Raw genomic sequence first — 25,129 nt, forward strand, 5'->3', positions numbered from 1 at the left:
CGACAAGGAGACGAAGCCCATGAAAACCCTGTTCGCCGCCAGCCTGCTGGCACCGGTCCTCGCGTTCGCCCAGGCCACGCCGGTCGGCGTGTGGAAGACCATCGACGACGACGGCAAGACGGAGAAGTCGCTGGTGCGCATCAGCGAGCAGGGCGGCGTGCTCGTCGGCAGCATCGACAAGCTGCTGGACCCCAAGGCCGCGGCCGATGGCCGGTGCGACGCCTGCACCGACGACCGCAAGGACAAGCCCGTCCTGGGCCTGCAGATCATCCGCGGCGTCAAGGCCGAGGGGGACGGCGTCTGGGGTGGCGGCGAGATCCTCGACCCCAAGAACGGCAAGACCTACAAGACCCGCCTGAAGCCGGTCGACGGCGGCAAGCGCCTCGAGGTGCGCGGCTACATCGGCGCCCCGCTGTTCGGCCGCACCCAGACCTGGGTGCGCGTCGATTGACATGCTGCCCCTCGCCCACGCTCGCGCCGCTGAACGCGGGCGAGCCTGGCTGGGTCCCCCGAGGGGACGGCGATGCAAGCGGCATGGAGCCGCTTGCACATCGCCGGACGGGCCGGCTTGGGAGCGGCCCGGCGCTCGGCCCGAAGGTACTTAACTGAACACCATGGAGAAAGAAATGAGTCGATTCCAAGTCCGCCAGGTCGCCGTGCTCGGCGCTGGCGTGATGGGCGCGCAGATCGCGGCCCACCTGGTCAACTGCAAGGTGCCGGTCGTGCTGTTCGACCTGCCGGCCAAGGAAGGCCCGAAGAACGGCATCGTCGCCCGGGCCGTCGACAACCTGAAGAAGCTCAAGCCCGCGCCGCTGGGCGACGCGGCCGAGGCCGCGCTGATCCAGCAGGCCAACTACGAGGAGCACCTGGAACTGCTCAAGGGCTGCGACCTCGTCATCGAGGCCATCGCCGAGCGCATGGACTGGAAGCTCGACCTCTACACCAAGATCGCGCCCTTCGTCGCCCCGCACGCCATCGTCGCCAGCAACACCTCGGGCCTGTCGATCACCAAGCTCAGCGAGGTGCTGCCCGAGGAAATCAAGCCGCGCTTCTGCGGCATCCACTTCTTCAATCCGCCGCGCTACATGGCGCTGGTGGAGCTGATCAACACGCCGACCACGCAGCCGGAGATCCTCGACCAGCTCGAAGCCTTCGTCACCACCTCGCTGGGCAAGAGCGTCGTGCGCGCGCACGACACGCCGAACTTCGTCGCCAACCGCGTCGGCATCGCCGGCATGATGGCCACGATGATCGAGGCCGAGAAGTTCGGCCTGACGGTGGACGTGGTGGACGACCTGACCGGCAAGAAGCTCGGCCGCGCGTCGTCGGGCACCTTCCGCACCGCCGACGTGGTGGGCCTGGACACCATGGCCCACGTCGTCAAGACCATGCAGGACAACCTGAAGGACGACCCCTTCTATGCGACCTACGCGACCCCGAAGGTGCTGGCCGGCCTGATCGAGCAGGGCGCGCTGGGCCAGAAGACCGGCGCCGGCTTCTACAAGAAGGTCGGCAAGGACATCCTGCGGCTGGACTTCGCCACCGGCGACTACGTCGCCGGCGGCAAGAAGGCCGACGAGATCGTCGCCCGCATGCTGAAGAAGGCCCCGGCCGACCGCCTGAAGCTGCTGCGCGAATCGAACAATCCGCAGGCGCAGTTCCTGTGGGCCATCCTGCGCGACGGCTTCCACTACGCCGCCGTGCACCTGGACACCGTGGCCGACACCGCGCGCGAGATCGACTTCGCGATGCGCTGGGGCTTCGGCAGCAGCCAGGGCCCGTTCGAGCTGTGGCAGGCCGCCGGCTGGACGCAGGTCGCCGAGTGGATCGCGGCCGACATCGCCGACGGCAAGGCGCTGAGCAGCGCGCCGCTGCCGGCCTGGGTCACCACCGGCCCGGTCGCCGAGGCCGGCGGCGTCCACACGCCCGAGGGCTCGTGGAGCGCCGCCGAGGGCCGGTTCAAGCCGCGCAGCGAGCTGCCGGTCTACCAGCGCCAGGCCTTCCGCGAGTCGCTGCTGGGCACCGGCGCCGCCGACCCGCTGAAGAGCGGCACCGAGCTGTTCAAGAACGACGAGGTGCGCGTCTGGACGCTGGACGGCCAGGTCGCCATCGCCTCCATCACCGCCAAGCTGCACCTGATCAGCCCGGCCGTCACGGAAGGGCTGCTGAAGGCCGTCGAGATCGCCGAGCGCGACTACAAGGGCCTCGTCATCTGGAGCCCGGACGACGTGTTCTCGGCCGGCGCCAACCTCGAAAGCCTGATGCCCGTCTTCATGAAGTCGGGCAGCAAGGGCATCGCGCCGGAAGAGAAGAAGCTGCAGGACATGATGCTGCGCCTGCGCTATGCGTCGGTGCCGGTGGTCGCCGCGATGCGCGGGCTGGCGCTGGGCGGCGGCGCCGAGCTGGCCGTGCACTGCGCGCGCCGCGTCGCGCACATCGAGAGCTATGTGGGCCTGGTGGAAGTCGGCGTGGGCCTGATCCCCGGCGGCGGCGGCCTGACCTACATCGCCCGTCGCGCCGCCGAGATGGCCGCGGCCGGCAATGCCAATGCGGACCTGCTGAGCTTCCTGAAGGACGGCTTCCTGACCGCAGCCACCGCCAAGGTCGCCACCTCCGCGCACGAGGCGCGCAGGAACGGCTTCCTGCTGCACAGCGACATCATCGTGCCGCACAAGGACGAGCTGCTGCACGTGGCCACGGCCACCGCCATCGGCCTGGCCGAGGCCGGCTACCGCCCGCCGCACAAGGCGCTGTTCCCGGTCGCCGGCCGCAGCGGCATCGCCACCATCAAGGGCCAGGTCGCCAACATGCGCGACGGCGGCTTCGTCAGCCAGCACGACTACGACCTGGCCGCTGCCATCGCCGACGTGGTCTGCGGCGGCGAGGTGGAGGCGGGCTCGCTCGTCAGCGAGGACTACCTGATGGCGCTGGAGCGCAAGCACTTCTGCGCGCTGCTCGACAACCCGAAAACGCAAGAGCGGATCATGGGCATGCTGCAAACGGGCAAGCCGGTTCGCAACTAAGGAGCACGAGATGACCAAGCAAGTTCAGGACGCCTACGTCGTCGCCGCCACCCGCCTGCCCATCGGCAAGAGCGGCCGCGGCTACTTCAAGAACACCCGGCCCGACGAACTGCTCGTCAAGGTCATGCAGGCCGCGCTGGCGCAGGCGCCGGGTCTGGAGGCCAAGGCCATCGAGGACGCCATCGTCGGCTGCTCCTTCCCCGAGGGCGAGCAGGGCATGAACATCGCCCGCGTGGCCTCGGTGCTGGCCGGCTTCGGCCCGACGGTGGGCGGCGTGACGGTCAACCGCTACTGCGCGTCCGGCATCACCGCGATCCAGATGGCGGCGGACCGCATCCGCGTCGGCGAGGCCGACGTGATGTTCGCGGGCGGCGTCGAGTCGATGTCGATGATCCCGATGGGCGGCAACAAGCCGTCGCTGAGCCCGCTGATCTTCGAGCGCGACGAGAACATCGGCATCGCCTACGGCATGGGCCTGACGGCCGAGAAGGTCGCCGCGCAGTGGCAGATCAGCCGCGAGGCGCAGGACGCGTTCTCGGTGGAGTCGCACCGCCGCGCCGTGGCCGCGATGCAGGCCGGCCATTTCGCCGCCGAGATCACGCCCTTCGACGTCGTCGAGCGCACGCCCAACCTGGCGGACGGCACGGTGAACGTGAAGACCCGCACCGTCACCCTCGACGAAGGCGCGCGCCCCGACACCTCGCTCGAAGGCCTGGCCAAGCTGCGCCCGGTGTTCGCCGCCAAGGGCAGCGTGACGGCCGGCAACAGCTCGCAGACCAGCGACGGCTCGGGCGGCCTGATCCTCGTCAGCGAGGCCGCGCTGAAGCGCTACAACCTGACGCCGCTGGCCCGCTTCGTGTCCTTCGCGGTGCGCGGCGTGCCGCCCGAGATCATGGGCATCGGCCCCATCGAGGCCATCCCGGCCGCGCTGAAGATGGCCGGCATCACGGCCAAGGAGCTGGACTGGGTGGAGCTGAACGAGGCCTTCGCCGCGCAGTCGCTGGCCGTGCTGAACGACCTCGACGGCAAGGGCATCGAGCTGGACCGCGCCAAGGTCAACCCCAACGGCGGCGCGATCGCGCTCGGCCACCCGCTGGGCGCGACCGGCGCGATCCGCGCGGCCTCCGTCATCCACGGCCTGCGCCGCACCGGCGGCAAGTACGGCATGGTGACCATGTGCGTGGGCGCCGGCCAGGGCGCCGCCGGCATCTTCGAACGGCTGTAAGCCGCGATGGACCGCCGCCGCGCGCTCAAGACCGCGACGGTGCTGCTCGCGGCGCCGGTCGCGGCGGCCCCGCTGGCCGGCTGCAGCGGCCGGCTCAGGACCTTCACGACCTGGCAGGGCGCCCAGCAGGCGGTGCTGGACCTGCTGTTCGTGCCGCGGGCCGTTGCCGGCAGCCCGTGGAACCTGAGCCAGGTGCTGCAGCATCTGGCGCAGAGCATCGAGTACTCGATGCAGGGCTTCCCGGTGCTCAAGGGCGCGTGGTTCCGCGCCAGCGCCGGCCCGGCCGCGTTCGCGGTGTTCAACGCGCGCGGCGCGATGAGCCACGACCTCGGCGAGCCCATCCCCGGCGCGCCCGCGCTGGACGGCGCGCAGGCGCTGAAGGTCTCCGTGCAGCGGCTGCTGGACGCGATGGACGCGTTCGCCCGGTTCGACGGTACGCTGCGGCCTCATTTCGCCTACGGCGAGCTGACCCGGCCGCAGTACGAGCGCGCCCACCTGATGCATCTGGCCAACCACTGGTCGCAGTTCCACGCCCGGACTGCCACCGCCTGAAGGAAACCCGCATGACCCTCAAGACCTACACCGTCAACGGCGTTGCGACCCTCGAGATCGCCCGCCCCGAGAAGAAGAACGCCATCACCCAGGCCATGTACCAGGCGATGGCCGATGCGCTGCGCGCCGCCGATGCCGACAAGGCCGTGCGCGCCGTGCTGATCACCGGCCAGCCCGGCATCTTCACGTCGGGCAACGACCTGGAGGACTTCATGGCCGGCCCGGTGCGCGGGATGGACGCGCCGACCTTCCAGTTCATGGACGCGCTGGTGGACTGCGGCAAGCCGGTCGTCGCCGCGGTCACGGGCGCGGCCATCGGCATCGGCACGACGCTGCTGCTGCACTGCGACCTGGTGTTCGTCGCCGACGACGCGCGGCTGGCCATGCCCTTCGTGGGGCTCGGCCTGGTGCCGGAGTTCGCGTCCAGCATCCTGCTGCCGCAGCTGATGGGCAACCGCCGCGCCGCCGAGAAGCTGCTGCTGGGCGACCCGTTCACGGCCGAGCAGGCCGTGGAATGCGGTATCGCCAACCGCGTGCTGCCGGCCGGCGAGGTGGTCAACCATGCGCGCCGCGTCGCCGAGCGCTTCAACGGCCTGGCGCCCGGCGCCGTGCGCGACAGCAAGCGGCTGATCCGCGCGCCGCAGTGCGAGGCCGTCAAGGCGGCCATCGCGCGCGAGGCCGAGATCTTCGGCGCCCGGCTGCGCAGCCCGGAAGCCATGGAGGCCTTCCAGGCCTTCTTCCAGAAGCGGGCGCCGGACTTCAGCAAGTTCGACTGACGGAGGCCCGCCCGCCGCCGCCGGCCAAGCGCTCAGCAACTTGAGCGCCGCGGCGGCGCGCCGCTTCCTAGACTGCGCGCGCCGCACTGTCGCGGCTGACCGGCCGCAGGCAGCCGTACAGACGGTCGGATCCTCAGGAGACAAACGATGTGGATCGACGGACTCTGCCGGCGGTTGTGCCGGCTGGGCGCGCTGGCGCTCGCGGGTGGGCTGATGGGCGCGGTCGCGCCGGCCGTGGCGGCCCTCAGCCTGACGACGCTGCACGACGGCGGCAACGCCGCCAGGCCGCAGTACCAGGTGGACACCGGCGGCGGCCTGGTGTTCAAGGTCATGGCTTATGACAACGGCGCCAGCACGCAGTCCAAGGGCGACCTCTCCAGCCTGCTCTACAACGGCGTGCAGTACGCCGACGCCGGCCGCGGCTCGCAGCTGAACTCGGGCTTCGACTATCTCTACAGCAACGTCTCCGCCGTCGACGTGCAGGCGCAGATGATCAGCGCCACCGGCGCGGCCACGCCGGCCGCCACGGCCAACGGCGGCGTCGTCACCGGCGGGGCCTACGTCAAGGTCACGGTGACCGTCTACAGCAGCAGCGGCCAGGTGCTCAAGCACTACTACATGGCCAGGAGCGGCGAGCCGCGCATCTACATGGGCACCTACTTCACCGAGGAGCCCGACACGCTGAACCTGGTGCGCTTCATCCTGCGCGTGCCCGTCGCGGCGCTCTCCCAGGGCGGGCCGGCCGGCACGCCCGGCGGCCTGGCCAGCAACGGCAGCTGGCCGCAGGACCTGCGCGGCACCGACACCACCGTCGAGGCCAGCGACGTGTTCGGCTTCTCCGGCAACGGCCAGACGCGCTCCAAGCACTACGCCAACATGCGGCTGAAGGACTGGCAGTACTTCGGCGGCCGCAACGCCGCCGGCACCGTGGGCCTGTGGTTCTACCGGGACAACAACGAGGGCAACTCCGGCGGCCCGTTCTACCGCAGCCTGCTCAACCAGATCACGGCCACCAGCAACGAGCTGACCTACATCGTCAACTACGGCGAGGGCCAGACCGAGGCCTTCCGCCTGGGGCTGCTGAACAGCTACACGCTGATGTTCACGAACGGCGCCGCGCCGTCGGCGCCGGACACCGGCTGGTTCTCGCTGATGGGGCTGGACGGCTACGTGGCGCCGTCCGGCCGCGGCGCCGTGGCCGGCGTCGGGCTGGCGGGCACCGACCCGGCCTTCACCTACACCGTGGGCTTCGCCAACGCGACGGCGCAGTACTGGGCCAGCGCCAACCTGGCGAACAAGGGCTACTTCAAGAGCAGCGGCATGCGGCCCGGCACCTACACGCTGACGGTCTACAAGAACGAGCTCGCGGTCCACACCGGCAGCGTGACCGTCACGGCCGGCGGCACCACGGTGCTGAACACACTGGCGCTGAGCGGCGACCCGGCCGCCACCGCCGCGCTGTGGCGCATCGGCCATTGGGACGGTTCGCCGGCCGAATTCCTGAACGGCGCGCAGATGACGACCATGCACCCGACCGATTCACGCCAGGGCAGCTGGGTGGCGGCACCCTTCGTCGTCGGCGCGTCCACGGCGGCGGCCGGCTTCCCGGCCTGCCAGTGGAAGGACGTCAACAACGCCCGCGTCATCCAGTTCACGCTGGCCGCCGTGCCCCTGCAGGGCCTGACGCTGCGCCTGGGCACGACGGCCGACTTCAACGGCGCCCGCCCGCAGATCACCGTCAACGGCTGGACCTCGGCCATCCCCGCGGCGCCGCCCAAGGGCACGCGCAACCTGACGGTGGGCAGCTACCGCGGCGTCAACCGGCTCTACAGCTACGCGATCCCGGCGTCGGCGCTGGTGGCCGGCAGCAACACGCTGACGATCAACGCCGTCAGCGGCACCGCCGGCGCGGGCTACCTCAGCCCCGGCTTCGCCTACGACGCCGTCGACCTGGTCGCCACGCCCTGAAGCGCGCGGGCGCTCAGGCCGGGATCGCGCGGGGCTTGCCCTCGCGGTCGATGGCGACGTAGGTCAGGTTGGCCTCGGTCACCTTCACCACGTGCGGGTTGGCCGGGTTGCGCTCGGCCATCACCTCGACGTGGACGGTGATGGAGGTGCGGCCCACGCGGGTGACGGTGGCGTAGAAGCTCAGCAGGTCGCCGATGGACACCGGCTGCTTGAAGATGAACTCGTTGACGGCCACCGTGGCGACGCGGCCGCGCGCCAGGCGCAGCGGCAGCACGGAGCCGGCGATGTCCACCTGCGCCATGATCCAGCCGCCGAAGATGTCGCCGTTGGCGTTCGAGTCCGCCGGCATGGGCATGACGCGCAGCACGAGCTCGCGCTCGCCTTGCGTGGGGCTGCGGGGCAGGGCGGGGGTGGCGTCGTGGTCCATGGGGCGGGGCAGGGCGGCGGGGGCGTGATTCTGCCGCCTCGCCGGGGCGGGGCCTAGAAACTCTGCCAGTCGTCGTCCGCGCCGGCCGGTGCCGGCGGCGGCGGGGCGGCCACCGGCCGTGCGACGGGCTTCAGGGCGGCGGGCCGGGCGGCGGCTTTCGCGGGGACGGGCGGCCGGGGGGCAGGCGCCGGCGCGGCCTCGTCGCGCGAGGCCTTGCGCAGCGTCACCGCGTCCACCTCGGCCAGCGACCGGTCCTTCTCGGACAGGCGGAACACGCGGATGGTGTTGTGCACCAGGCCGACCTGGCTGTTCAGCGCCCCGGCGGCCGCGGCCAGCTGCTCCACCATCGCGGCGTTCTGCTGCGTGATGGTGTCCAGGTGCTGCACCGACTCGCCCACCTGGCCGACGCCGATGGACTGCTCGCGCGCGGCGTGGTCGATCTGCTCCAGCACATGGGTCACGCGGGCCACCACGTCGGTCACCTCGTCCATGCGCTGCTTGGCGTCGTCCGCGCGCTGGCCGCCGGCCTCGACGCGCGTGCGCGACTCCTCGATCAGCGCGCGGATCTCCTTGGCCGCGCCGGTGGTGCGCTGCGCCAGCGCGCGCACCTCGCTGGCGACGACCGCGAAGCCGCGCCCCTGCTCGCCGGCGCGCGCCGCCTCGACGGCGGCGTTCAGCGCCAGGATGTTGGTCTGGAAGGCCACGCCCTCGATGACCTGGATGATGTCGCCGATGCGGCGCGAGGACTCGGCGATCTCCTGCATCGTGTCCACGACGGTGTGCACCGCCTCCTGGCTGCGCCGGGCCACCCCGGCGGTGTCGCGCGCGAGCTGGGCGCCCTCGCCGGCCAGCGCCGAGGTCTGGCGCACGGTGCCGCCGATCTGCTCCATCGCCGCGGCGGTCTGCTCCAGGCTGCTGGCCTGCGACTCGGTGCGGGCCGACAGCTCGTTGTTGCCGGTGGCGATCTCCTGCGCGCCGCCGAGCAGGTTGGCCACCTCGTGGCGCACGTCGCGCACCACGGTGCGCACCGACACGGTCAGCTGCGCCAGCGCCAGCTGCAGCCGGCGCAGCTCGCCGCGGCCGGTGACGGCGATGTTGCGCGTCAGGTCGCCGCCGGCCAGCTGGTTGGCCGTGGCGATCACGCCCCGCAGCGGCCGCACCGCGCAGGCGAACAGGCCGGCGCTGGCCAGGCCGGTGCCGGCCACGGCGGCCAGCAGCTGGCCCCACAGCGGCGCGCCCGCCCAGGTCGCCGCCAGTGGCGCCGCGGCGGCCAGCGCGGCCAGCCAGGCGATCTGGCCGCGCAGTTCGGGCCGCAGCGCGTGCAGCAGGCGGCCGATCAGGTCCACGCGGCGCACCTCGCCGTGCCGCAGCACGTGGATGCGGCGGCCGGCGGCGGCCTCGGCGTTCATGGTGGCGTAGAGCTGCTCGCACTGGCGCACCGCCGCGTCGCTGGGCTTGGTGCGCACCGACAGGTAGCCGACGATGCGGTCGCCGTCGCGCACCGGCGTGGCGTTGGCGTGGACCCAGTAGTAGTCGCCGTTCTTGCGCCGGTTCTTCACCAGGGCGCCCCAGGGCAGGCCCTTCTGGATGGTGTCCCACAGGTCGCGGAAGGCCTCCTCCGGCATGTCGGGGTGGCGCACGAGGTTGTGCGGCTGCCCCATCAGCTCGGCATTGGTGAAGCCGCTGACCGTGGCGAAGTTGGTGTTGCAGTAGGTGATGCGGCCCTTCAGGTCGGTGATCGAGATCAGCGTCTGGTCGGCCGGAAAGGAATAGCTGTTCTGGGTGACGGGCAGGTTCTTGCGCACGGGTGGTGCTCCTCGTTCTCGCGAACCCTTGCGGGGGGGGGCCAGGCCAGCATAGGCGGCCGGCCCCGCAGGCCGGTGGTGATTTGACACGGATCAGACAGTTTGTTGCAGGTCGCGGCAGGCGGCGAGCGCGGCGTCGGTGTCGAAGGCGTCCATGGCCCGGCGCAGCGGGGCGAGCGCCTCGCCCAGCACCGCGCCGTGGGCGGCGAGCAGCGCGTCGTAGCGGTCGAAGCAGTCCAGCGAGGACTGCCGCAGGCTCTCCGCCAGCGCGTCCAGCGCGTCGGGCAGCGGCGATGGCGGCGCGGCCGGCGCGTGCCGCCAGGCCCGCGCGGCGGCCAGCACGGCCGCCAGCGCCGCGCGCAGCGCCGCCGGGTCGGCGCGCCCGGCCTCGGCCTCGGCGCACAGCGCGGCCAGCCGGTGCGCGCCCACGGTGGCGGCCGCGCTCTTGAGCTGGTGGGCGGCGTCGCGGTCGCCGTGGCCCAGCAGGCGCGCGGCCAGCGCCTCGGCCTGCGGCACGAACTGGCGCAGCAGCCGGGCATGGAAGTCGCGGTCGCCGCCCAGCCGCGCGAGCGCGCCGGCCTCGTCGAGGGCCCCGGCGGTGTCCGGCCGGCACAGCGCCAGGATGGCGGCCACGAGGGCGTCGAGGTCGAAGGGCTTGCCGACGTGGCCGTCCATGCCGGCGGCCAGGCAGGCCGCGCGGTCTGCGGGGCCGGCGTTGGCCGTCATGGCCAGCACGGGCAGCGCCACGAGGCGCGGGTCGCGGCGCAGCGCGCGCGTGGCCTGCAGGCCGTCGAGCCCGGGCATCTGCATGTCCATCAGCACCAGGTCGTGCCCGGCGCGCCGCAGCGCGGCCAGCGCCTCGTGGCCGTCGCCGGCGCAGTCCACGCGGGCGCCCTCGCGGCCCAGCAGCTTCAGCGCCACCTCGCGGTTCAGCGCGTTGTCCTCGGCCAGCAGCAGGCGCAGGCCGGCCAGGCGCGGCCCGGAGGCCGGCGCGGGCACGGCGCGCGCCGGGGCGCTGGCCACAGGCAGGCGCAGCGTGAAGGCGAAGCGGCTGCCGCGCCCGGGTGCGCTGTCCAGCCGCAGCTCGCCGCCCATCAGCCGCACCAGCCGCTGGCTGATCGCCAGGCCCAGGCCGGTGCCGCCGAAGCGGCGCGCCGTCGAGGCCTCGGCCTGGCTGAAGGCGCTGAAGACCTCGGCCTGCTGCTCGGGCGCGATGCCGATGCCGGTGTCGCTGACGGCGAACTCCACGGCCAGCGCCCGCGGGTCGGCGTCGGCCCCGGCGTCCAGCAGGCGCAGCCGCAGCTCGACACGGCCCTGCGCGGTGAACTTGATGGCGTTGCCGCCCAGGTTGATGAGCACCTGCTGCAGCCGCAGCGCGTCGCCCAGCAGCCAGGGCGGCAGCCGCGGGTCGGCCTCGACGGCCAGCGCCAGCGGCTTGTCGCCCAGGCTGGCGGCCAGCAGCGCGCGCAACTCGCCGAGCAGCGCGGCGAGCTCGAAGGGCTGCGGGTCCAGCGTGAGCTTGCCGGCCTCGGCCTTGGCGTGGTCGAGCACGTCGTTGAGCAGCGCCAGCAGGTGGCGGGCGGCGCCGTCGGCCTTGGCCAGCAGGTCGGCCTGGCCGCCGTCCAGCCGGGTGTCGCGCAGCAGCTGCATCATGCCGAGCACCGCGTTCAGCGGCGTGCGGATCTCGTGGCTGATGTTGGCCAGGAACTCGCCCTTGCTGCGTGCCGCCGCGCCGGCCGCGTCGACCAGGCGCTGGCTCTCTGAGACGTCGATGCGGAACATGACGAACTGCCCGTCGACGGTGCGGCGGTTGATGGCGCGGATCCAGCGGCCGTCGGCGAGGCGGTGGCGCTCGTCCGAGGTGCCGCAGCGGAAGCGCGCCACCTGGGTGGCGATCCAGGCCTCGAGGTCGCCGGTGTCGGGCACGATGGCGCCGCGCGCCAGCGCCTCGCGCAGCATCGTCTCGAACGGCGTGCCGACCAGCGCGGCGGCGTCGGGCGCCTTGATCAGCCGGCCGTAGTGCGCGTTGCAGAACAGCAGCCGCTCGTCGGCGCCGTAGAGCGCGAAGGGCTCGCCCAGCGCCTCGATGGCCGAGCGCAGCGTGTGCTCGCCCTCGGCGGCGCGGCGCTCGGCCTGCACCAGCGCCGTCACGTCCTGCAGCGCGCCGACGACGCCCGGCGGCCCGCCCGGCACCGCCTCGGTCTCGCCGGTCACGCGCAGCCAGCGCGGCGAGCCGCCGGTGCTGCGCAGCCGCACCAGCAGGTCGAAGGGGCGCTGCTGCGCGGCGGCCGCGTCGATGGCGCCGCGCAGCGCCTGCCAGTCGTCGCCCACGAAGAACTCGCGCGCCTGCGCCAGCGGCAGCACCGGCCCGGCCGGCGGGCCGAGCACGCGGCGGCAGGCCTCGGACAGCCGCAGCGACTGGCGCCGCCGGTCCAGCTCCCAGCCGCCGACGCCCGCGAGCCGGCCGGTGCGGGCCAGCTGCGCGCGGCTGGCGCGCAGCTCGGCCGCAGCGTCGGCCCGTTGCCGGCTGGCGGCGCGGCGCTTGCCCATCGCGTTCAGCGCCCGCCCAGGCGCGCCAGCGCGGCGGCCAGCGCGGCGCGCTCCAGCGGCTTGGTGAGGAAGCCGTCGGCGCCGAGCGCGGCGAAATGAGCCTGGGTGCCGGGGTCGTCGTGGCCCGAGACCATCAGCGCCGCGACGCGCCGGCCGGCCGGCGGCTGCCGGCGCAGCGCGGCCAGCACGTCCTGGCCGCCCAGGCCGGGCATGTTGACGTCCAGCAGCAGCAGGTCGAAGGGCCGGGCGGCGAGCAGGCACAGTGCCTTTTCGCCGCCGTTGACGAGTGCGCCGTGGTGGCCCAGCTCGCGCAGCAGCCGCGCGGCGAGGCGCAGGTTGACGGGGTCGTCGTCGACCACCATCACGTGCAGGCCGGAGGCGGGGGCGGGGTTCATGGTGGCCGGGTTCTACCACCGGCCGGCGCCGACAATGGGCGCGATGCGTGCCTCCTCCGTTCATATTCCCGCTGCGGCCGCCGGCGCGCCGGGCGCGCGCGGCGACTGGGGCACGGTGCGCCGGCTGCTGCCTTATCTGTGGCGCTACCGCGGCCGCGTCGCGCTGGCGCTGGCCTTCATGGTGGGCGCCAAGCTCTGCAACGTCGGCGTGCCGCTGCTGCTCAAGCGGCTGGTCGATGCGCTGGACGTCCGGCCCGGCTCGGCGCAGGCGCTGCTGGTCGTGCCGGCGGGGCTGCTGCTGGCCTACGGCGGGCTGCGGCTGTGCACCTCGCTGTTCGCGGAGGCCCGGGAGCTGGTGTTCGCCAAGGCCACCGAGGGCACGGCGCGCAGCCTGTCGCTGCAGGTGTTCCGGCACCTGCACGGGCTGTCGCTGCGCTTCCACCTGGAGCGCCAGACCGGCGGCATGACGCGCGACATCGAGCGCGGCACGCGCGCCGTGCATTCGCTGATCAGCTACTCGCTCTACAGCATCGTGCCGACGCTGATCGAGGTGGCGCTGGTGCTGGCGCTGCTGGGCCTGAAGTTCGATGTGGGGTTCGCCGCCATCACCGTGGCGGCGCTGGCGGTCTACATCGGCTTCACGGTCAGCGTCACCGAGTGGCGCAGCCGCTTCCGCCGCACGCTCAACGAGCTGGACACGGCGGCCCACGGCCGGGCGATGGACGCGCTGCTGAACTACGAGACGGTCAAGTACTTCGGCAACGAGGACTTCGAGGCGCGCCGCTACGACGAGAGCCTGGAGCGGCTGCGCCGCGCGCAGCTGAAGAGCCAGCGCACGCTGTCGCTGCTGAACGCCGGCCAGCAGTCCATCATCGCCGCCGCGCTGGTGCTGATGCTGTGGCGCGCGACGCAGGGCGTGGTGGACGGCCGGCTGAGCCTGGGCGACCTGGTGATGGTCAACGCCTTCATGATCCAGCTCTACATCCCGCTGAACTTCCTCGGCGTCATCTACCGCGAGATCAAGCAGGCGCTGGCGGACATCGAGAAGCTGTTCGCGCTGCTGGACCGCGAGCGCGAGGTGGCCGACGCGCCGGGTGCGCCGGCGTTGCAGGTGCGCGGCGCGGCCGTGGTGTTCGACGACGTGCGCTTCGCCTACGACCCCGCGCGCCCCATCCTGCACGGCGTCAGCTTCGAGATCCCGGCGGGCCGCAAGGTCGCCGTCGTCGGCCCCAGCGGCTCCGGCAAGAGCACGCTGGCGCGGCTGCTGCTGCGCTTCTACGACGTGCAGGGCGGCGCGATCCGCATCGACGGCCAGGACATCCGCGCGGTGACGCAGCAGAGCCTGCGCCGCGCGATCGGCATCGTGCCGCAGGACACGGTGCTCTTCAACGACACCGTGGCCTACAACATCGCCTACGGCCGCCCGGGCGCGACGGCGGCCGAGGTGGAGGGCGCGGCGCGCGCGGCCCACATCCACGCCTTCATCGCCGCCACGCCGCTGGGCTACGAGACGCGTGTCGGCGAGCGCGGGCTCAAGCTCTCGGGCGGCGAGAAGCAGCGCGTGGCGATCGCGCGCACGCTGCTGAAGAACCCGCCGCTGCTGGTCTTCGACGAGGCCACCTCGGCGCTGGACTCGACCCACGAGCGCGCCATCCAGGCCGAGCTGGACGCTGCGGGCCGCGACCGCACCGTGCTGGTGATCGCGCACCGGCTGTCCACCGTGGTGGATGCGCACGAGATCCTGGTGCTGGAGCAGGGCCGCATCGTCGAGCGCGGCCGGCACGCCGAGCTGCTGGCCCGCGGCGGCCGCTATGCCGCCATGTGGCGGCTGCAGCAGGCGGGCGGCTGACGCGGGGCCAGTCCGTTCTCAGTGCTTCTTCGGCTTATCGAAGCGCTTCGGACGGTAGACGTTGCCGTCCCATTCGCCCTCGGGGCGCTGCTGCGCGGCGTCCTGCGCGCGGCGGATCACGCGCTCGGCCTCCAGCGCGGCGGCGCGGGCCTGGCGCTGGCGGCGGCGCCAGCCGGTGGCGCGCTCCGCCTGCGCCCGCAGCGCGGCGGCGAGCCGGGCGGCGGCGGCGTCCACGCGCGAGCGCGCCCGCCGGGGTAGCGCCATGTGGACCGCCAGCGCGAGGCACAGGGCCAGGCCCAGCGCGGCGAGCACGGTGCTGGCCATGGCGCTCAAGCTCTCAGGCCGGCTGGGCCTGGCGGCGGGCCCACAGCGCCAGCATGGCGTCGGGGATGGCGCGGCTGGCCTCGTCGCGCGCCTCGGCCGAGCCCTCGGCCAGCGCGCCGTCCGGGCTGCCGAGCGCGGCGATGGGTGCCAGCAGCGCGGCGGTGGCGGCGTCCTCGAACCAGGGCGCCCAGGCGGCGGGCGCCAGGTCCACGGCCATCAGGAAGCCGGCGGCCCAGTCCTCGGCGTCGGCGTACTCGGTGTCCTCGTCCTCGCCGTCGGCGAAGCTGAAGATGGGCTCCCAGGCCTGCGGCGCCCGCTGCCAGGCGGTGGCGATGGAGTGCAGGTGGCGCAGCACCAGCATCACCACCTTCTTGCGCTGCTTGCCGCTGGCGAAGGGCGCCGGGTCGGCATCGCCGTCGCCACCCCACACCTCGGGCAGCCAGGCCTCGCCGGGCAGGTCGGCCAGCGCGCGGCCGGGCGTCAGCAGCAGGCCGGCGAGGTAGCCGTCCAGCGCCTCGATGTTCATCGTCGCGTCCGCGGGCAGCGCGGCCAGCAGCTCGTCGAGGTCGTTCAGTTCCTCGTCGGACAGCGGGCGGTCGTCGGACTCCGGGCGGTAGTGGGGGTAGTTCAAATCGGACCTCGATGGCGTGCGCGTGGTGACGGTGGCCTCAAACGGAGGGCCACCCAGTGGCTCCCGCGGAACCGGCTTTGCCGGGCCGCTGGGGGCGCCCCCTGGAGGGGGCCCGCGAAGCCGGTAGGGGGTGGGTCATCTCTGGCTCCTGGCTTTGCGGCCGTCGACGTCGGCGAATTGCGTTTTCAGCAGCGCCATCAGCACGCGGGCGTTCTGTTCGGTCATCAGCAGCACGCTGCTGGGCTCGACGCCGTCCACCGGCGCCCGGGGCGCGACGGCGGCGTCCACCTTGAACAGGATCTGGCCGTGCTGGTTGGCGGTGGCCGCCTTGAACTTGTGGATTTCGATCTGGTGCGTTTTCATGGGGTGCGGCCCGGTGCCGTCGCGTTGCCAGGCGCCATCTTGCCATCGGGCCGCGCGCCATGCGGCTAAGCTGCCGCCTGCCATGCCTGCCTCCCTCTGCCCGCCGGGCCGCGCCCGCCCTGCCTCGTGGCCCTGCTGAGCCGCCCCGCCGTGCTGGCCCTGCTGGGGTTGCCGCTCGTCGCCGCGCTGCTCGGCGCCATCGTGGCGCTGTTCCTGTGGCTGCAGTTGCCGCCGCTGGACGCGCTGACCGACTACCAGCCCCACCAGCCGCTGCGCGTGATGAGCGCCGACGGCCAGCTGCTGGGCGAGTTCGGCGCCGAGCGCCGCCGCTTCGTCGCGCTGAAGGACACGCCCCGGCCGCTGCAGGACGCGCTGCTGGCCGTGGAGGACGCCGACTTCTACACGCACTCGGGGCTGGACTTCGGCGGCATCGCGCGCGCGATGTGGCGCAACCTCACGCACCGCGGGCCGCTGCACGGCGCGTCCACCATCACGCAGCAGCTGGCGCGCGACACCTACCTGAGCAAGCAGCAGCGCTGGTCGCGCAAGGTCGTCGAGGCGCTGCTGGCGCTGAAGATCGAGCGGACGCTGAGCAAGGCGCAGATCCTCGAGATCTACATGAACCAGATCTACCTCGGCAACCGCGCCTACGGCTTCGCGGCGGCGGCCGAGCGCTATTTCGGCAAGACGCTGGACCGGCTGGACATGGCCGAGATCGCGCTGCTGGTGGGCCTGCCCAAGGACCCGAACCGGCTCAACCCCGCCGTCTACCCCGAGCGCGCCCGGCGCCGCCAGGCCGTGGTGCTGGGGCGGCTGGAGGCGGTGGGCCTGGTCAGCGCCGCGCAGGCCGCCGCGGCGCGCGCGCGGCCGCTGGACCTGCGGCGCCCCAAGCGCCTGGGCGGCGTCGCCGACCACGCCGCCGAGCAGGTGCGCCAGGAGATGCTGGCCCGCTTCGGCGAGGCGGCCTACACGCGCGGCCTGACGGTGACGACCACGCTGTTCTACGCCGAGCAGAGCGCCGCGCAGGAGGCGCTGCGCCGCGCGCTGTTCGAGCTGGAGCGGCGCCAGCCCTTCCGCGGCCCGGAGGCCCGCGTCGCGCTGCCCGCGGGCGAGGGCGAGGGGCTGGACGACGCGCTGGACGCCGCCTTCGACGCCCACCCCGACCTCGGCGAGCTGCGCACCGCCGTGCTGCTGGCGCAGGACCAGGCCGGCGCCCGGCTGGCGCTGGCGGACGGCGGGCGCATCGTGCTCAAGGGCGCGGCGCTGCGGCCGCTGCAGCAGCTCCCGCGCGGCGCGGTGCTGCGCGTGCTGGAAGGCAAGGGCGGCGCCTGGCAGCTCAGCCAGACGCCGCAGGCCGAGGGCGCCGTCGTCACGCTGGACCCCGAGACCGGCGCGATCCGCGCGCTGGTGGGCGGGTTCGACTTCGCGCGCAACCAGTTCAACGCCGCCACCCAGGCCTGGCGGCAGCCGGGCTCGGCGTTCAAGCCCTTCGTCTACTCCGCGCTCATCGAGCAGGGCGCCTGGGCCGGCACGCTGGTCAGCGACCAGCCCTTCGTCCAGGGCGACTGGGCGCCGCGCAACTACGACGGCCAGTACGAGGAGGCGCTGACGCTGCGCCAGGCGCTGGCGCGCTCGAAGAACATGGTCACGCTCCGGCTCGCGCAGGCCCTGGGCCCGGCGCGGGTGCGCGCCTGGGCCGGCCGCTTCGGGCTGGACGAGGACAAGCAGCCGCTGAACCTCACCCTCGCGCTGGGCAGCGGCGCCGTCACGCCGCTGCAGATGGCCCAGGCCTATGCCGCCTTCGCCAACGCCGGCCAGCTGCCCACCGGCTGGCTGGTGCAGCGCGTGCAGGACGCGCAGGGCGAGGTGCTCTGGCAGGCCGACCCGCCCAGGCCGCGCCCGGCCGTCAGCGCGCGCAACGCCTTCATGACGGCGCAGCTGCTCGCCGCCGTCACCCGCGAAGGCACCGGCGCCCGCGCCAGCGCGCTGCTGGGCCGCTGGGACCTGTATGGCAAGACCGGCACCACCAACGACGCGGTGGATGCTTGGTTCTGCGGCTTCCAGGCCGCGCGCGCCGGGGCGGTGTGGATCGGCTATCCCACCCCCCGCTCGCTCGGCGAGCGCGAGAGCGGCGGCGGCCTGGCGCTGCCGGTGTGGGCCGCCACCATGGCCGTGGCGCTGCGCGGCCAGCCCATCTCGCCGCTGCAGCCGCCGGCCGAGGGGCTGGTGAAGGAGGGCGACGACTGGTTCTACAGCGAGTTCTCGGGCGAACTGGCCATCGCCCGCATCGGCCTGCCGGAGCCGTCGCTGGAGGCGGCCTCCGACGCGGCCTCCGGGCCGGCGTTCGAGCCGGGGTTCGAGGTGCTGCCGCAACTCCCTTGATTCGAGGGGGCGGCCGACGGCAACGCGGGGTAACAGTTTCCCGGCCGGGCGGCAAGGCCCTAGAGTGCGGCCCCGTCTCCCACCTTGCCGCCGACCCGCCATGTCCCGCTCGCGCCTCGTCCCCGCCGCCCTCGTCCTGCTGCTTGCCGGCTGCGCCGCCGTGCAAGACGGCCGGCAGGCGCCCGCCGCCACCGAGGCGCGCGGCGCGCCGCCGCCGGCCGCAGCCGCCGCGCACATGGTGCAGGCGCCGTCGGTGGCCGGCGTGGCCGAGGAGGCCTTCGGCCGGGCCGGCTGGGGCCGCCAGGGCGAGTTCATGCTGGGCGGCCAGCGCGTTCACTACGAGCGCGGTGCCGCGCGGCTGGCGCTGTTCGAGCCGCTGCCCGCCGACCTGCCGGCGCCGCTGCGCTTCGGCTGGGCCCGCCCGGCCGGCGACGGCGCGGCGGCCTGCGAGGCCTGGACGCCCGCGCGCAGCGACAACGCCCGCGCGGCCGGCGCCAGCCCCTGGGTGCTGAGCTGCCGCTGGGGCAGCGCGCCCTCGGCCATGCTGCAGATCGGCGAGGGCGCGCCGCGCGGCGGCGTGCTGAGCCGCGAAGGCGCCTACCGGCGCGGCGAGATGACGATCGGCCTGCGCTCGGTGCACCGGCTCGAAGGCCGCGCGGCACCACAGCCGGCCGCGGTCGGCTACGAGCTGCTGCACCAGGGCACGGTGGTCGGCAGCCTGGACCTGGCCGGCCCGGTGCCGCGCCTGCGCCGGCCGGACCCGGCGACGCCGCTGGGCCGCGCCGTCACGGAGGCGGCGCTGGCGCTCGCGCTGGTCTGGGAGCCGCGCTGACCCACAATCGGCGCGAACTGCCCCGCCTCCGCCCATGACCCTCGACGCCACCCACGCCGCCCGCTACGCCGAACAAGGCTTTCTCGTCATCCCCGGCTTCAAGCCGGCCGCCGCCATCGCCGCGCTGCGCGGGCGGGCGCTGGAGATCGTCGACGCCTTCGACCCCGGCGCGCAGCGGCCCGTGTTCACCACCGACGAGCAGCAGCGCCACGTGGACGACTATTTCCTCGGCAGCGGCGACCAGGTGCGCTGCTTCTTCGAGGAGGAGGCCTTCGACGCCGAGGGCCGGCTGCGCGTGCCGAAGGACCTGGCCATCAACAAGATCGGCCATGCGATGCACGATCTGGACCCGGTGTTCAGCGCCTTCTCCAAGGGCGAGGCGCTGCGCGGCGTGGCCGCCGCGCTGGGCCTGGCGCGGCCGCAGGTCTGGCAGTCGATGTTCATCTTCAAGCAGCCCGGCATCGGCGGCGAGGTGCGCTGGCACCAGGACGCCAGCTTCTTCGAGACCGACCCCGTCACCGTGACCACCTTCTGGTTCGCGCTGGAAGACGCGACGCTGGACAACGGTTGCCTGTGGACCGAGCCCGGCGGTCACCGCGGCGCGCGCGGCGTGCTGCGCGAGCGCTTCGTGCGCGAGGGCCGCCGGGCCTGGATGGAGCCGGTGGACGCGACGCCCTGGCCCGCGGCCGATTCGCGCGAGGCCATCCCGCTGGAGGTGGAGGCCGGCTCGCTGGTCGTCTTCCACGGCCTGCTGCCGCACTACTCGGCCGCGAACCGCTCGGAGAAGTCGCGCCACGCCTACACGCTGCACGTGACCGACGCCGCCAGCAGCTACTCGCCGCGCAACTGGCTGCAGCGCGGCGCCGCGCTGCCGGTGCAGGGGTTCTGACGCCGCAGCGCAAGCGCTCACGGCGCTCACAACTGCACACGCCCGCTGCCGCCCGTCCTACGCGGCGAGCTCGCCCAGGCCGGCAGGCGCCGCCGCGCCGCGCTGCGAAGAATGGCCCCATCGCAACCCGTCGACGACGACAGCAGGAGGCCGTGATGAAGTTCCCACGATCCGTTCACGCAGAAGGCTGGGCCCGCCACATCGACGCGGCGCCGCCCGCCGCACCGGCGGCCCGGCCCCGGATCCGCCGGCCGGGGGCGCACCGCGCTGGCGGCGCGGGGGTGAAGCTGTCCGTGACCGCGCCCTATGCGCCCCCTGCGCAGGCCGCGGCGGCCGGGCCGGCTACCGAAGCGGCCGCGGCCGGCCCGGCCCTGACCGCTGCCGTCCAGCCGCCACCGCAGCGCGCCGCCACGCCGTGGCTGGTCGGCGTCGGCCTGGGCGCCGTCGCGCTGGGCCTGATCCTGTCGCGCAGCCCGTCGCCGGGCGAGCCGGCCGAGCCGCTGGTGGTGCTGGGCCAGGCGGCCGTGCCGCAGCAGGATGCGCCGCCGCCCGCGGCCGCACCCGAGGTGGCGCCGGTCGAGCCCAAGCCTGCCGAAGCCCAGTCCGCCGAGCCGCCCCGCGCGCTCGCCGCCGCGCCCAAGGCGCCGGCCCCCGAGCCGGTCATCAAGACGCTGCAGGCCGCGCCCGAGGAGGTGCTGGCGACGGCGCCCGTGGAGCCGGTGGCGAGCCCGCCGCCCGCGCTGGCCCAGGCCGAGCCGCAGCCGCCGATGCCGGACCCCCAGGACGTGGGCATCACGAGGGAGGTGCGCGAGGCGCTGGCGGCCGACTTCACGCTGGCCGCCGTGCCCATCGCGGTCAGCACCGACCATGGCGTCGTGACGCTGGAGGGCCAGGCGCCGGACGCGCCGACCCGCGAGCGTGCCACCGTCGTGGCGGCCGCCGCCGCGGGCGTCAAGGCGGTGGACAACCGGCTGACGCTGCCGCCGATGGCGCTGCTGGGGGCGCTGCCGGTCCGCGGCGGTTGATCTCTGCGCCGGGCCAATGAAATCGGGCGCCCTGCGGGGCGCCCGTTGGCATGGAAGGCCGCCCCTTCAGTGGCAGCGCTGGTGGCGGGCCGGCGCCAGGTCGGCGGCGACCAGCGCGTCCTCGGCCGTCTCGCGGGCGGCCTCGAGCTGCAGGCAGAGTTCGGTGATGCCGTCGTCGCGGCCGCCCAGCACCTCGGGCAGCGGGGCGGCGGCGATGTCGGCGGGCAGGTCGGCCAGCGCGCCGATCAGCTGGAACAGCAGCTCCAGGCTGGCCTCGCCGTCCTGCGGCAGGTCGCGCGCGGCGCCCAGGCTGCGGGCCAGGTACCAGCAGGCCTCGGCGGCGTTGTCGCAGGCCTGGGCCTGCAGTTCCAGCGCGCGCTGGCGGGCCACGGCGTCGTCGCGCGCCTGGTGCGACTGCGCCAGGGCGTAGTCGCCCAGGTCGGCCGGGACGGCATCGTCGAGCGGGAACGCGGCGAGATCGAGTTCGTGGGCCATGGTTGCGGCGGGGTTGGCGGGTGGGCCCATGCTAACGGCGCGGCCCGGGGCGGGGCGCCCCCGCGAACGGGGCGGGGCGGCACGGTCGCCGGAACAATGTCACGAATACCGCGCTGTTCAGCGTTTCTTGGCCGGGCGGGTCCAGCCCGTCAGCGCGACCTGCTTGCCGCGTGCGACGGCGAGGTCGCCGGGGGCCACGTCCTTGGTGATGGTCGAGCCGCCGCCGATGGTCGCGCCGTCGCCCAGCGTGACGGGCGCGACCAGCACGCAGTTGGAGCCCACGTGCACGTCGTTGCCGATGACGGTGCGGTGCTTGTTGGCGCCGTCGTAGTTGGCGGTGATGGAGCCGGCGCCGTAGTTGACGCGCTCGCCCACCGTCGCGTCGCCGAGGTAGGCCAGGTGGTTGGCCTTGGCACCGTTGGCGAGGGTCGAGTTCTTGACCTCGACGAAGTTGCCGATGTGGACCTCGGCGCCCAGCTGCGCGCCCGGGCGCAGCCGGGCGAACGGGCCGATCAGCGCGCCCGCGCCGACGCTGGCGCCCTGCTGCTCGCCGTCGATGTGCGTGAACTCGTGGATGCGCGCGCCGGAGGCGATGGCGACGTTGCGGATCACGCAGTTCGCGCCGATGCGCACGTTGTCGCCCAGCGTCACCTGGCCTTCGAACACGCAGTTCACGTCGATCTCGCAGTCCTGCCCGTGCGCCAGCGTGCCGCGCAGGTCGAAGCGGGCCGGGTCGGCCAGGCGCAGGCCGGCGCGCATCAGGCCGTCCGCCTGCCGGGCCTGGAAGGCGCGTTCCAGCTGCGAGAGCTGTACCGGGTCGTTGACGCCCAGCACCTCGACCTCGCTGTGCGCCTTGACGCCCAGCACCGGCAGGCCTTCGGCCACGGCCATGGCGACGATGTCGGTCAGGTAGTACTCGCCCTGGGCGTTGTCGTTGCGGAGCTGGCCCACCCAGCGCTTGAGCGCGCCGGTGGGCGCGGCCATCATGCCGCTGTAGCCCTCCTGGATGAGGCGCTGCTCGGGCGTGGCGTCCTTGTGCTCGACGATGGCGAGCACGCCGCCGTCGTCGGTGTTGCGGATGATGCGGCCATAGCCGGTGGGGTCGGCCAGGTCCACGGTCAGCAGCACCAGCGCGTGGCCGGCGCAGGCGTCGATGAGGGCGCGGGCGGTGGCGGTCTCGATCAGTGGCACGTCGCCGTTGAGGATCAGCGTGGTGCCCTGGCCCGAACCTTCGACCAGGGCGGGCGCGGCCTGCTGGATCGCGTGGCCGGTGCCCAGCTGCGGCATCTGGCGCACGAAGGTGATGCCGCCGCCGGCCACCGCCGCCTCGACGGCCTCGGCGCCGTGGCCGGTGATGACGATGCGGGCCGCGGCCGCCAGCGGCTCGCTGCTGCCGAGCACATGGGCCAGCAGCGAGCGGCCAGCGAGCTTGTGCAACACCTTGGGCGTTGCGGACTTCATGCGGGTGCCCTTGCCCGCCGCCATGATCACGATGTTGAGCGACATGCCTGCCCTTGCGACTGCGTTTTGAACGAAGCCGCGATTATGGTCAGGCCGGCCGGGGCGCCGGGCGCGTCAGCGCAGCGCCTGCACGTTGACGCGGTGCGATGTCGGGTTGACCTTGGGGAACTCGGCCAGCGCGGCGTCGAACAGCGCGCCGATCAGCGACTCGCTGCCCATGGTCATGCCCTCGTTGCTGGCGTGCGCCTCGTACAGGGCTTCGCCGCTGGCGCGGTCGCGCAGCAGCACGGCCACGGCGCGGTCGTAGCGGCGGTCGAAGAAGGGGTCCTGGCGCCAGCCCCAGCCGCTCCAGCCGGCGGCGTAGCCGTAGCGCGGCGAGAACAGCCGGCCGCGCCAGCGCCACCACAGCGGGTCGTTCCAGGGCACGGGGTCGTAGGCGGTGACGCGGGCGCCCAGCGTGACGAGCACGTCGGCGGCCTTGGCGTCGGCCGCGGCGGTGAAGCCGGCGCGCTCCAGCGCCGCCCGGGCGGCGTCTTCCAGCGCGGCCTGGCGCTGCGCGGCCTCGTCGCTCTGCTGCTGCGAGGGCAGGCGGTCGAAGGCGTAGCTGCCGGGCTTGCGGTCGGCCGGCCAGGCGCCGTAGTTGGAGACGTCGGCCGAGACGGTGTAGGGCCCGGCGCAGCCGGTGACCGCCGCGGCCGAAGCGGCGGCGAGGGCGGTGAGGATCAGGCGGCGGTTCATGGCGGCGTCTCCGTCAGTGGCGATGGCGGCCATTCTGGCCCGCCCGGGTTGCGCCGGTGTAAATCAGCGTTGCAGCGTGATGACGGCGGCGGGCGAGGGCGGGGCGCAGCTCTCGTCGTCGTCGAAGGCGATGTCGCCGCCCGCGTCGGCGACGCCGGTGGCCTGGATGGTCTCGAACGGGAAGAGCTTCTTGTCCATCATGTGCGAGGGCACGATGTTGGTCATGGCCGTGAAGATGTTGTCGATGCGGCCGGGGTAGCGCTTCTCCCACTCGTTGATCATGGCCTTGACCTGCACGCGCTGCAGGTTGTCCTGGCTGCCGCACAGGTTGCACGGGATGATGGGGAACTCGCGGTGCTCGGCCCAGCGCACGAGGTCGGGCTCCTTGACGTAGGCCAGCGGGCGGATGACGACGTTGCGGCCGTCGTCGCTGACGAGCTTGGGCGGCATGCCCTTCATGCGGCTGCCGAAGAACATGTTCAGGAACAGCGTCGTGACGATGTCGTCGCGGTGGTGGCCGAGCGCGATCTTGGTGGCGCCGAGTTCGCCGGCCACGCGGTAGAGGATGCCGCGGCGCAGGCGCGAGCACAGGCTGCAGGTCGTCTTGCCCTCGGGGACGAGTTTCTTGACGACGGAGTAGGTGTCCTGGTTCTCGATGTGGAAGTCCACGCCGCGCGAGCGCAGGTAGGCGGGCAGCACGTCGGCGGGGAAGCCGGGCTGCTTCTGGTCGAGGTTGACGGCGACGAGGCTGAACCTGATGGGCGCGCGCTGCTGCAGGTTGAGCAGGATGTCCAGCATTGCGTAGCTGTCCTTGCCGCCCGAGAGGCAGACCATGACCTTGTCGCCGTCCTCGATCATGTTGAAGTCGGCGATGGCCTGGCCGACCTGGCGGTGCAGGCGCTTGGAGAGCTTGTTGGCCTCGTGGGCGGCCTTTTTGGCGGCGGCGGGGTCGAGATCGAGGACGTCGGACATGAGATTCACCATGCACCCAGTTCGGTGCTGATTGCGACTTCGCAGTCGGGAAAGATTTCGAGCTTGGTCAGCTTCAGACGCACGCCGACGACGCCGGGCAGGCCCATCAGCCGGTTGCAGAGCTTGCCGAGCAGGGCTTCGACGAGGTCGGTGTGCTCCTGCGTGCATTCGTCGATGATGGCCGCGCGCACGCGGCGGTAGTCCAGCACGTGGCCGATGTCGGCATCGCGCGCCACCACGGGCAGCGCGCCGAGGTTGACCTCGGCGTCCACCTGGATGGGCTGGGGCCCGGTGCGCTCGAAGTCGAGCACGCCGAGCTTGGCGCGGAAGCGCAGCCCCTGCAGGTGGATGACCTGGCGGTTGTTGTGGCGCACCGGGGCGCAGGCGGCCTGCGGGCGCAGCGCCTGCTCGATCTGCTTGGCGGCCTGCACGCCGTCGGCCAGCGCG

Annotated in this window: 23 protein-coding genes; 11 read left to right on the top strand and 12 right to left on the bottom strand. The window is 73.4% G+C overall.

All coding sequences use genetic code 11. The annotated features are described in order from the left end of the window. The first annotated feature begins 19 nt into the window (after positions 1-19). The 6 genes from QM788_RS01990 (at position 20) to QM788_RS02015 (ending at position 7,544) form a co-directional block, all read left to right on the top strand. The gene (locus QM788_RS01990) at positions 20-451 is read left to right on the top strand and encodes a DUF2147 domain-containing protein (RefSeq protein ID WP_415659800.1); all 432 of its coding nucleotides are present in this window, start codon (positions 20-22) and stop codon (positions 449-451) included. Between the two features lie 175 nt (positions 452-626). Then, positions 627-3,023, top strand: a complete 2,397-nt coding sequence (locus QM788_RS01995; protein ID WP_415659801.1) for a 3-hydroxyacyl-CoA dehydrogenase/enoyl-CoA hydratase family protein — start codon at positions 627-629, stop codon at positions 3,021-3,023. A 10-nt stretch (positions 3,024-3,033) separates the two neighbouring features. Next, complete coding sequence (locus QM788_RS02000; RefSeq protein ID WP_415659802.1) at positions 3,034-4,248, top strand: acetyl-CoA C-acyltransferase; 1,215 nt, start codon at positions 3,034-3,036, stop codon at positions 4,246-4,248. Positions 4,249-4,254: 6 nt separating this feature from the next. Continuing rightward, entirely contained in the window at positions 4,255-4,800 is a 546-nt protein-coding gene (locus tag QM788_RS02005) for a DUF1569 domain-containing protein (protein WP_415659803.1), read from the top strand. An 11-nt stretch (positions 4,801-4,811) separates the two neighbouring features. Beyond that, positions 4,812-5,576: an enoyl-CoA hydratase gene (locus QM788_RS02010; RefSeq protein ID WP_415659804.1), complete on the top strand. Its 765-nt coding sequence runs from the start codon at positions 4,812-4,814 to the stop codon at positions 5,574-5,576. A gap of 147 nt (positions 5,577-5,723) precedes the next feature. After that, the gene (locus tag QM788_RS02015; RefSeq protein ID WP_415659805.1) at positions 5,724-7,544 is read left to right on the top strand and encodes a rhamnogalacturonan lyase B N-terminal domain-containing protein; all 1,821 of its coding nucleotides are present in this window, start codon (positions 5,724-5,726) and stop codon (positions 7,542-7,544) included. Positions 7,545-7,557: 13 nt separating this feature from the next. Here QM788_RS02015 and QM788_RS02020 read toward each other — a convergent pair whose 3' ends face one another. The 4 genes from QM788_RS02020 to QM788_RS02035 all read right to left on the bottom strand — a co-directional run bounded on the left by QM788_RS02020 (position 7,558) and on the right by QM788_RS02035 (position 12,721). Then, entirely contained in the window at positions 7,558-7,971 is a 414-nt protein-coding gene (locus QM788_RS02020) for an acyl-CoA thioesterase (protein ID WP_415659806.1), read from the bottom strand. 53 nt (positions 7,972-8,024) lie between these two features. Then, positions 8,025-9,776 (bottom strand): methyl-accepting chemotaxis protein, encoded by a 1,752-nt coding sequence (locus QM788_RS02025; RefSeq protein WP_415659807.1) that lies wholly within the window; start codon positions 9,774-9,776, stop codon positions 8,025-8,027. A gap of 93 nt (positions 9,777-9,869) precedes the next feature. Beyond that, on the bottom strand, positions 9,870-12,326 hold the full coding sequence (locus QM788_RS02030) for an ATP-binding protein (protein ID WP_415659808.1): 2,457 nt from the start codon (positions 12,324-12,326) through the stop codon (positions 9,870-9,872). Positions 12,327-12,331: 5 nt separating this feature from the next. Next, positions 12,332-12,721, bottom strand: coding sequence for a response regulator (locus QM788_RS02035; RefSeq protein WP_415659809.1), 390 nt, complete (start codon positions 12,719-12,721; stop codon positions 12,332-12,334). A gap of 43 nt (positions 12,722-12,764) precedes the next feature. On the opposite strand from QM788_RS02035, the gene QM788_RS02040 reads away from it, so the two are divergent. Beyond that, positions 12,765-14,570: an ABCB family ABC transporter ATP-binding protein/permease gene (locus tag QM788_RS02040; RefSeq protein ID WP_415659810.1), complete on the top strand. Its 1,806-nt coding sequence runs from the start codon at positions 12,765-12,767 to the stop codon at positions 14,568-14,570. An 18-nt stretch (positions 14,571-14,588) separates the two neighbouring features. On the opposite strand, the gene QM788_RS02045 is transcribed toward QM788_RS02040, so the two are convergent. The 3 genes from QM788_RS02045 to QM788_RS02055 all read right to left on the bottom strand — a co-directional run bounded on the left by QM788_RS02045 (position 14,589) and on the right by QM788_RS02055 (position 15,888). Next, the gene (locus QM788_RS02045) at positions 14,589-14,894 is read right to left on the bottom strand and encodes a hypothetical protein (RefSeq protein ID WP_415659811.1); all 306 of its coding nucleotides are present in this window, start codon (positions 14,892-14,894) and stop codon (positions 14,589-14,591) included. Positions 14,895-14,907: 13 nt separating this feature from the next. Further along, positions 14,908-15,525 (bottom strand): UPF0149 family protein, encoded by a 618-nt coding sequence (locus QM788_RS02050; RefSeq protein ID WP_415659812.1) that lies wholly within the window; start codon positions 15,523-15,525, stop codon positions 14,908-14,910. 135 nt (positions 15,526-15,660) lie between these two features. Continuing rightward, positions 15,661-15,888, bottom strand: coding sequence for a hypothetical protein (locus QM788_RS02055; RefSeq protein ID WP_415659813.1), 228 nt, complete (start codon positions 15,886-15,888; stop codon positions 15,661-15,663). 126 nt (positions 15,889-16,014) lie between these two features. Here QM788_RS02055 and QM788_RS02060 point away from each other — a divergent pair, with 126 nt between their 5' ends. The 4 genes from QM788_RS02060 to QM788_RS02075 all read left to right on the top strand — a co-directional run bounded on the left by QM788_RS02060 (position 16,015) and on the right by QM788_RS02075 (position 21,016). After that, positions 16,015-18,270: a penicillin-binding protein 1A gene (locus tag QM788_RS02060; RefSeq protein ID WP_415659814.1), complete on the top strand. Its 2,256-nt coding sequence runs from the start codon at positions 16,015-16,017 to the stop codon at positions 18,268-18,270. 100 nt (positions 18,271-18,370) lie between these two features. Continuing rightward, positions 18,371-19,102 carry a hypothetical protein gene (locus tag QM788_RS02065; protein WP_415659815.1) on the top strand — a complete coding sequence of 244 codons (732 nt, stop codon included), beginning with the start codon at positions 18,371-18,373 and terminating at the stop codon, positions 19,100-19,102. A 34-nt stretch (positions 19,103-19,136) separates the two neighbouring features. Next, positions 19,137-19,991, top strand: a complete 855-nt coding sequence (locus tag QM788_RS02070; protein ID WP_415659816.1) for a phytanoyl-CoA dioxygenase family protein — start codon at positions 19,137-19,139, stop codon at positions 19,989-19,991. Between the two features lie 293 nt (positions 19,992-20,284). Continuing rightward, on the top strand, positions 20,285-21,016 hold the full coding sequence (locus QM788_RS02075; protein WP_415659817.1) for a BON domain-containing protein: 732 nt from the start codon (positions 20,285-20,287) through the stop codon (positions 21,014-21,016). Between the two features lie 66 nt (positions 21,017-21,082). Here QM788_RS02075 and QM788_RS02080 read toward each other — a convergent pair whose 3' ends face one another. From QM788_RS02080 to QM788_RS02100, 5 genes are all read right to left on the bottom strand, one after another. Next, complete coding sequence (locus tag QM788_RS02080) at positions 21,083-21,511, bottom strand: hypothetical protein (protein ID WP_415659818.1); 429 nt, start codon at positions 21,509-21,511, stop codon at positions 21,083-21,085. A 117-nt stretch (positions 21,512-21,628) separates the two neighbouring features. Then, on the bottom strand, positions 21,629-23,017 hold the full coding sequence (gene glmU / locus QM788_RS02085; RefSeq protein WP_415659819.1) for a bifunctional UDP-N-acetylglucosamine diphosphorylase/glucosamine-1-phosphate N-acetyltransferase GlmU: 1,389 nt from the start codon (positions 23,015-23,017) through the stop codon (positions 21,629-21,631). 69 nt (positions 23,018-23,086) lie between these two features. Then, positions 23,087-23,710, bottom strand: coding sequence for a DUF4136 domain-containing protein (locus tag QM788_RS02090; RefSeq protein WP_415659820.1), 624 nt, complete (start codon positions 23,708-23,710; stop codon positions 23,087-23,089). A 63-nt stretch (positions 23,711-23,773) separates the two neighbouring features. Further along, the gene (gene ttcA, locus QM788_RS02095) at positions 23,774-24,682 is read right to left on the bottom strand and encodes a tRNA 2-thiocytidine(32) synthetase TtcA (RefSeq protein ID WP_415659821.1); all 909 of its coding nucleotides are present in this window, start codon (positions 24,680-24,682) and stop codon (positions 23,774-23,776) included. 5 nt (positions 24,683-24,687) lie between these two features. After that, entirely contained in the window at positions 24,688-25,056 is a 369-nt protein-coding gene (locus QM788_RS02100; RefSeq protein ID WP_415660303.1) for a dihydroneopterin aldolase, read from the bottom strand. Between the last annotated feature and the right edge of the window lie 73 nt (positions 25,057-25,129).

This window comes from Roseateles sp. (genome assembly GCF_047654785.1).
Classification (GTDB): domain Bacteria; phylum Pseudomonadota; class Gammaproteobacteria; order Burkholderiales; family Burkholderiaceae_C; genus Pelomonas.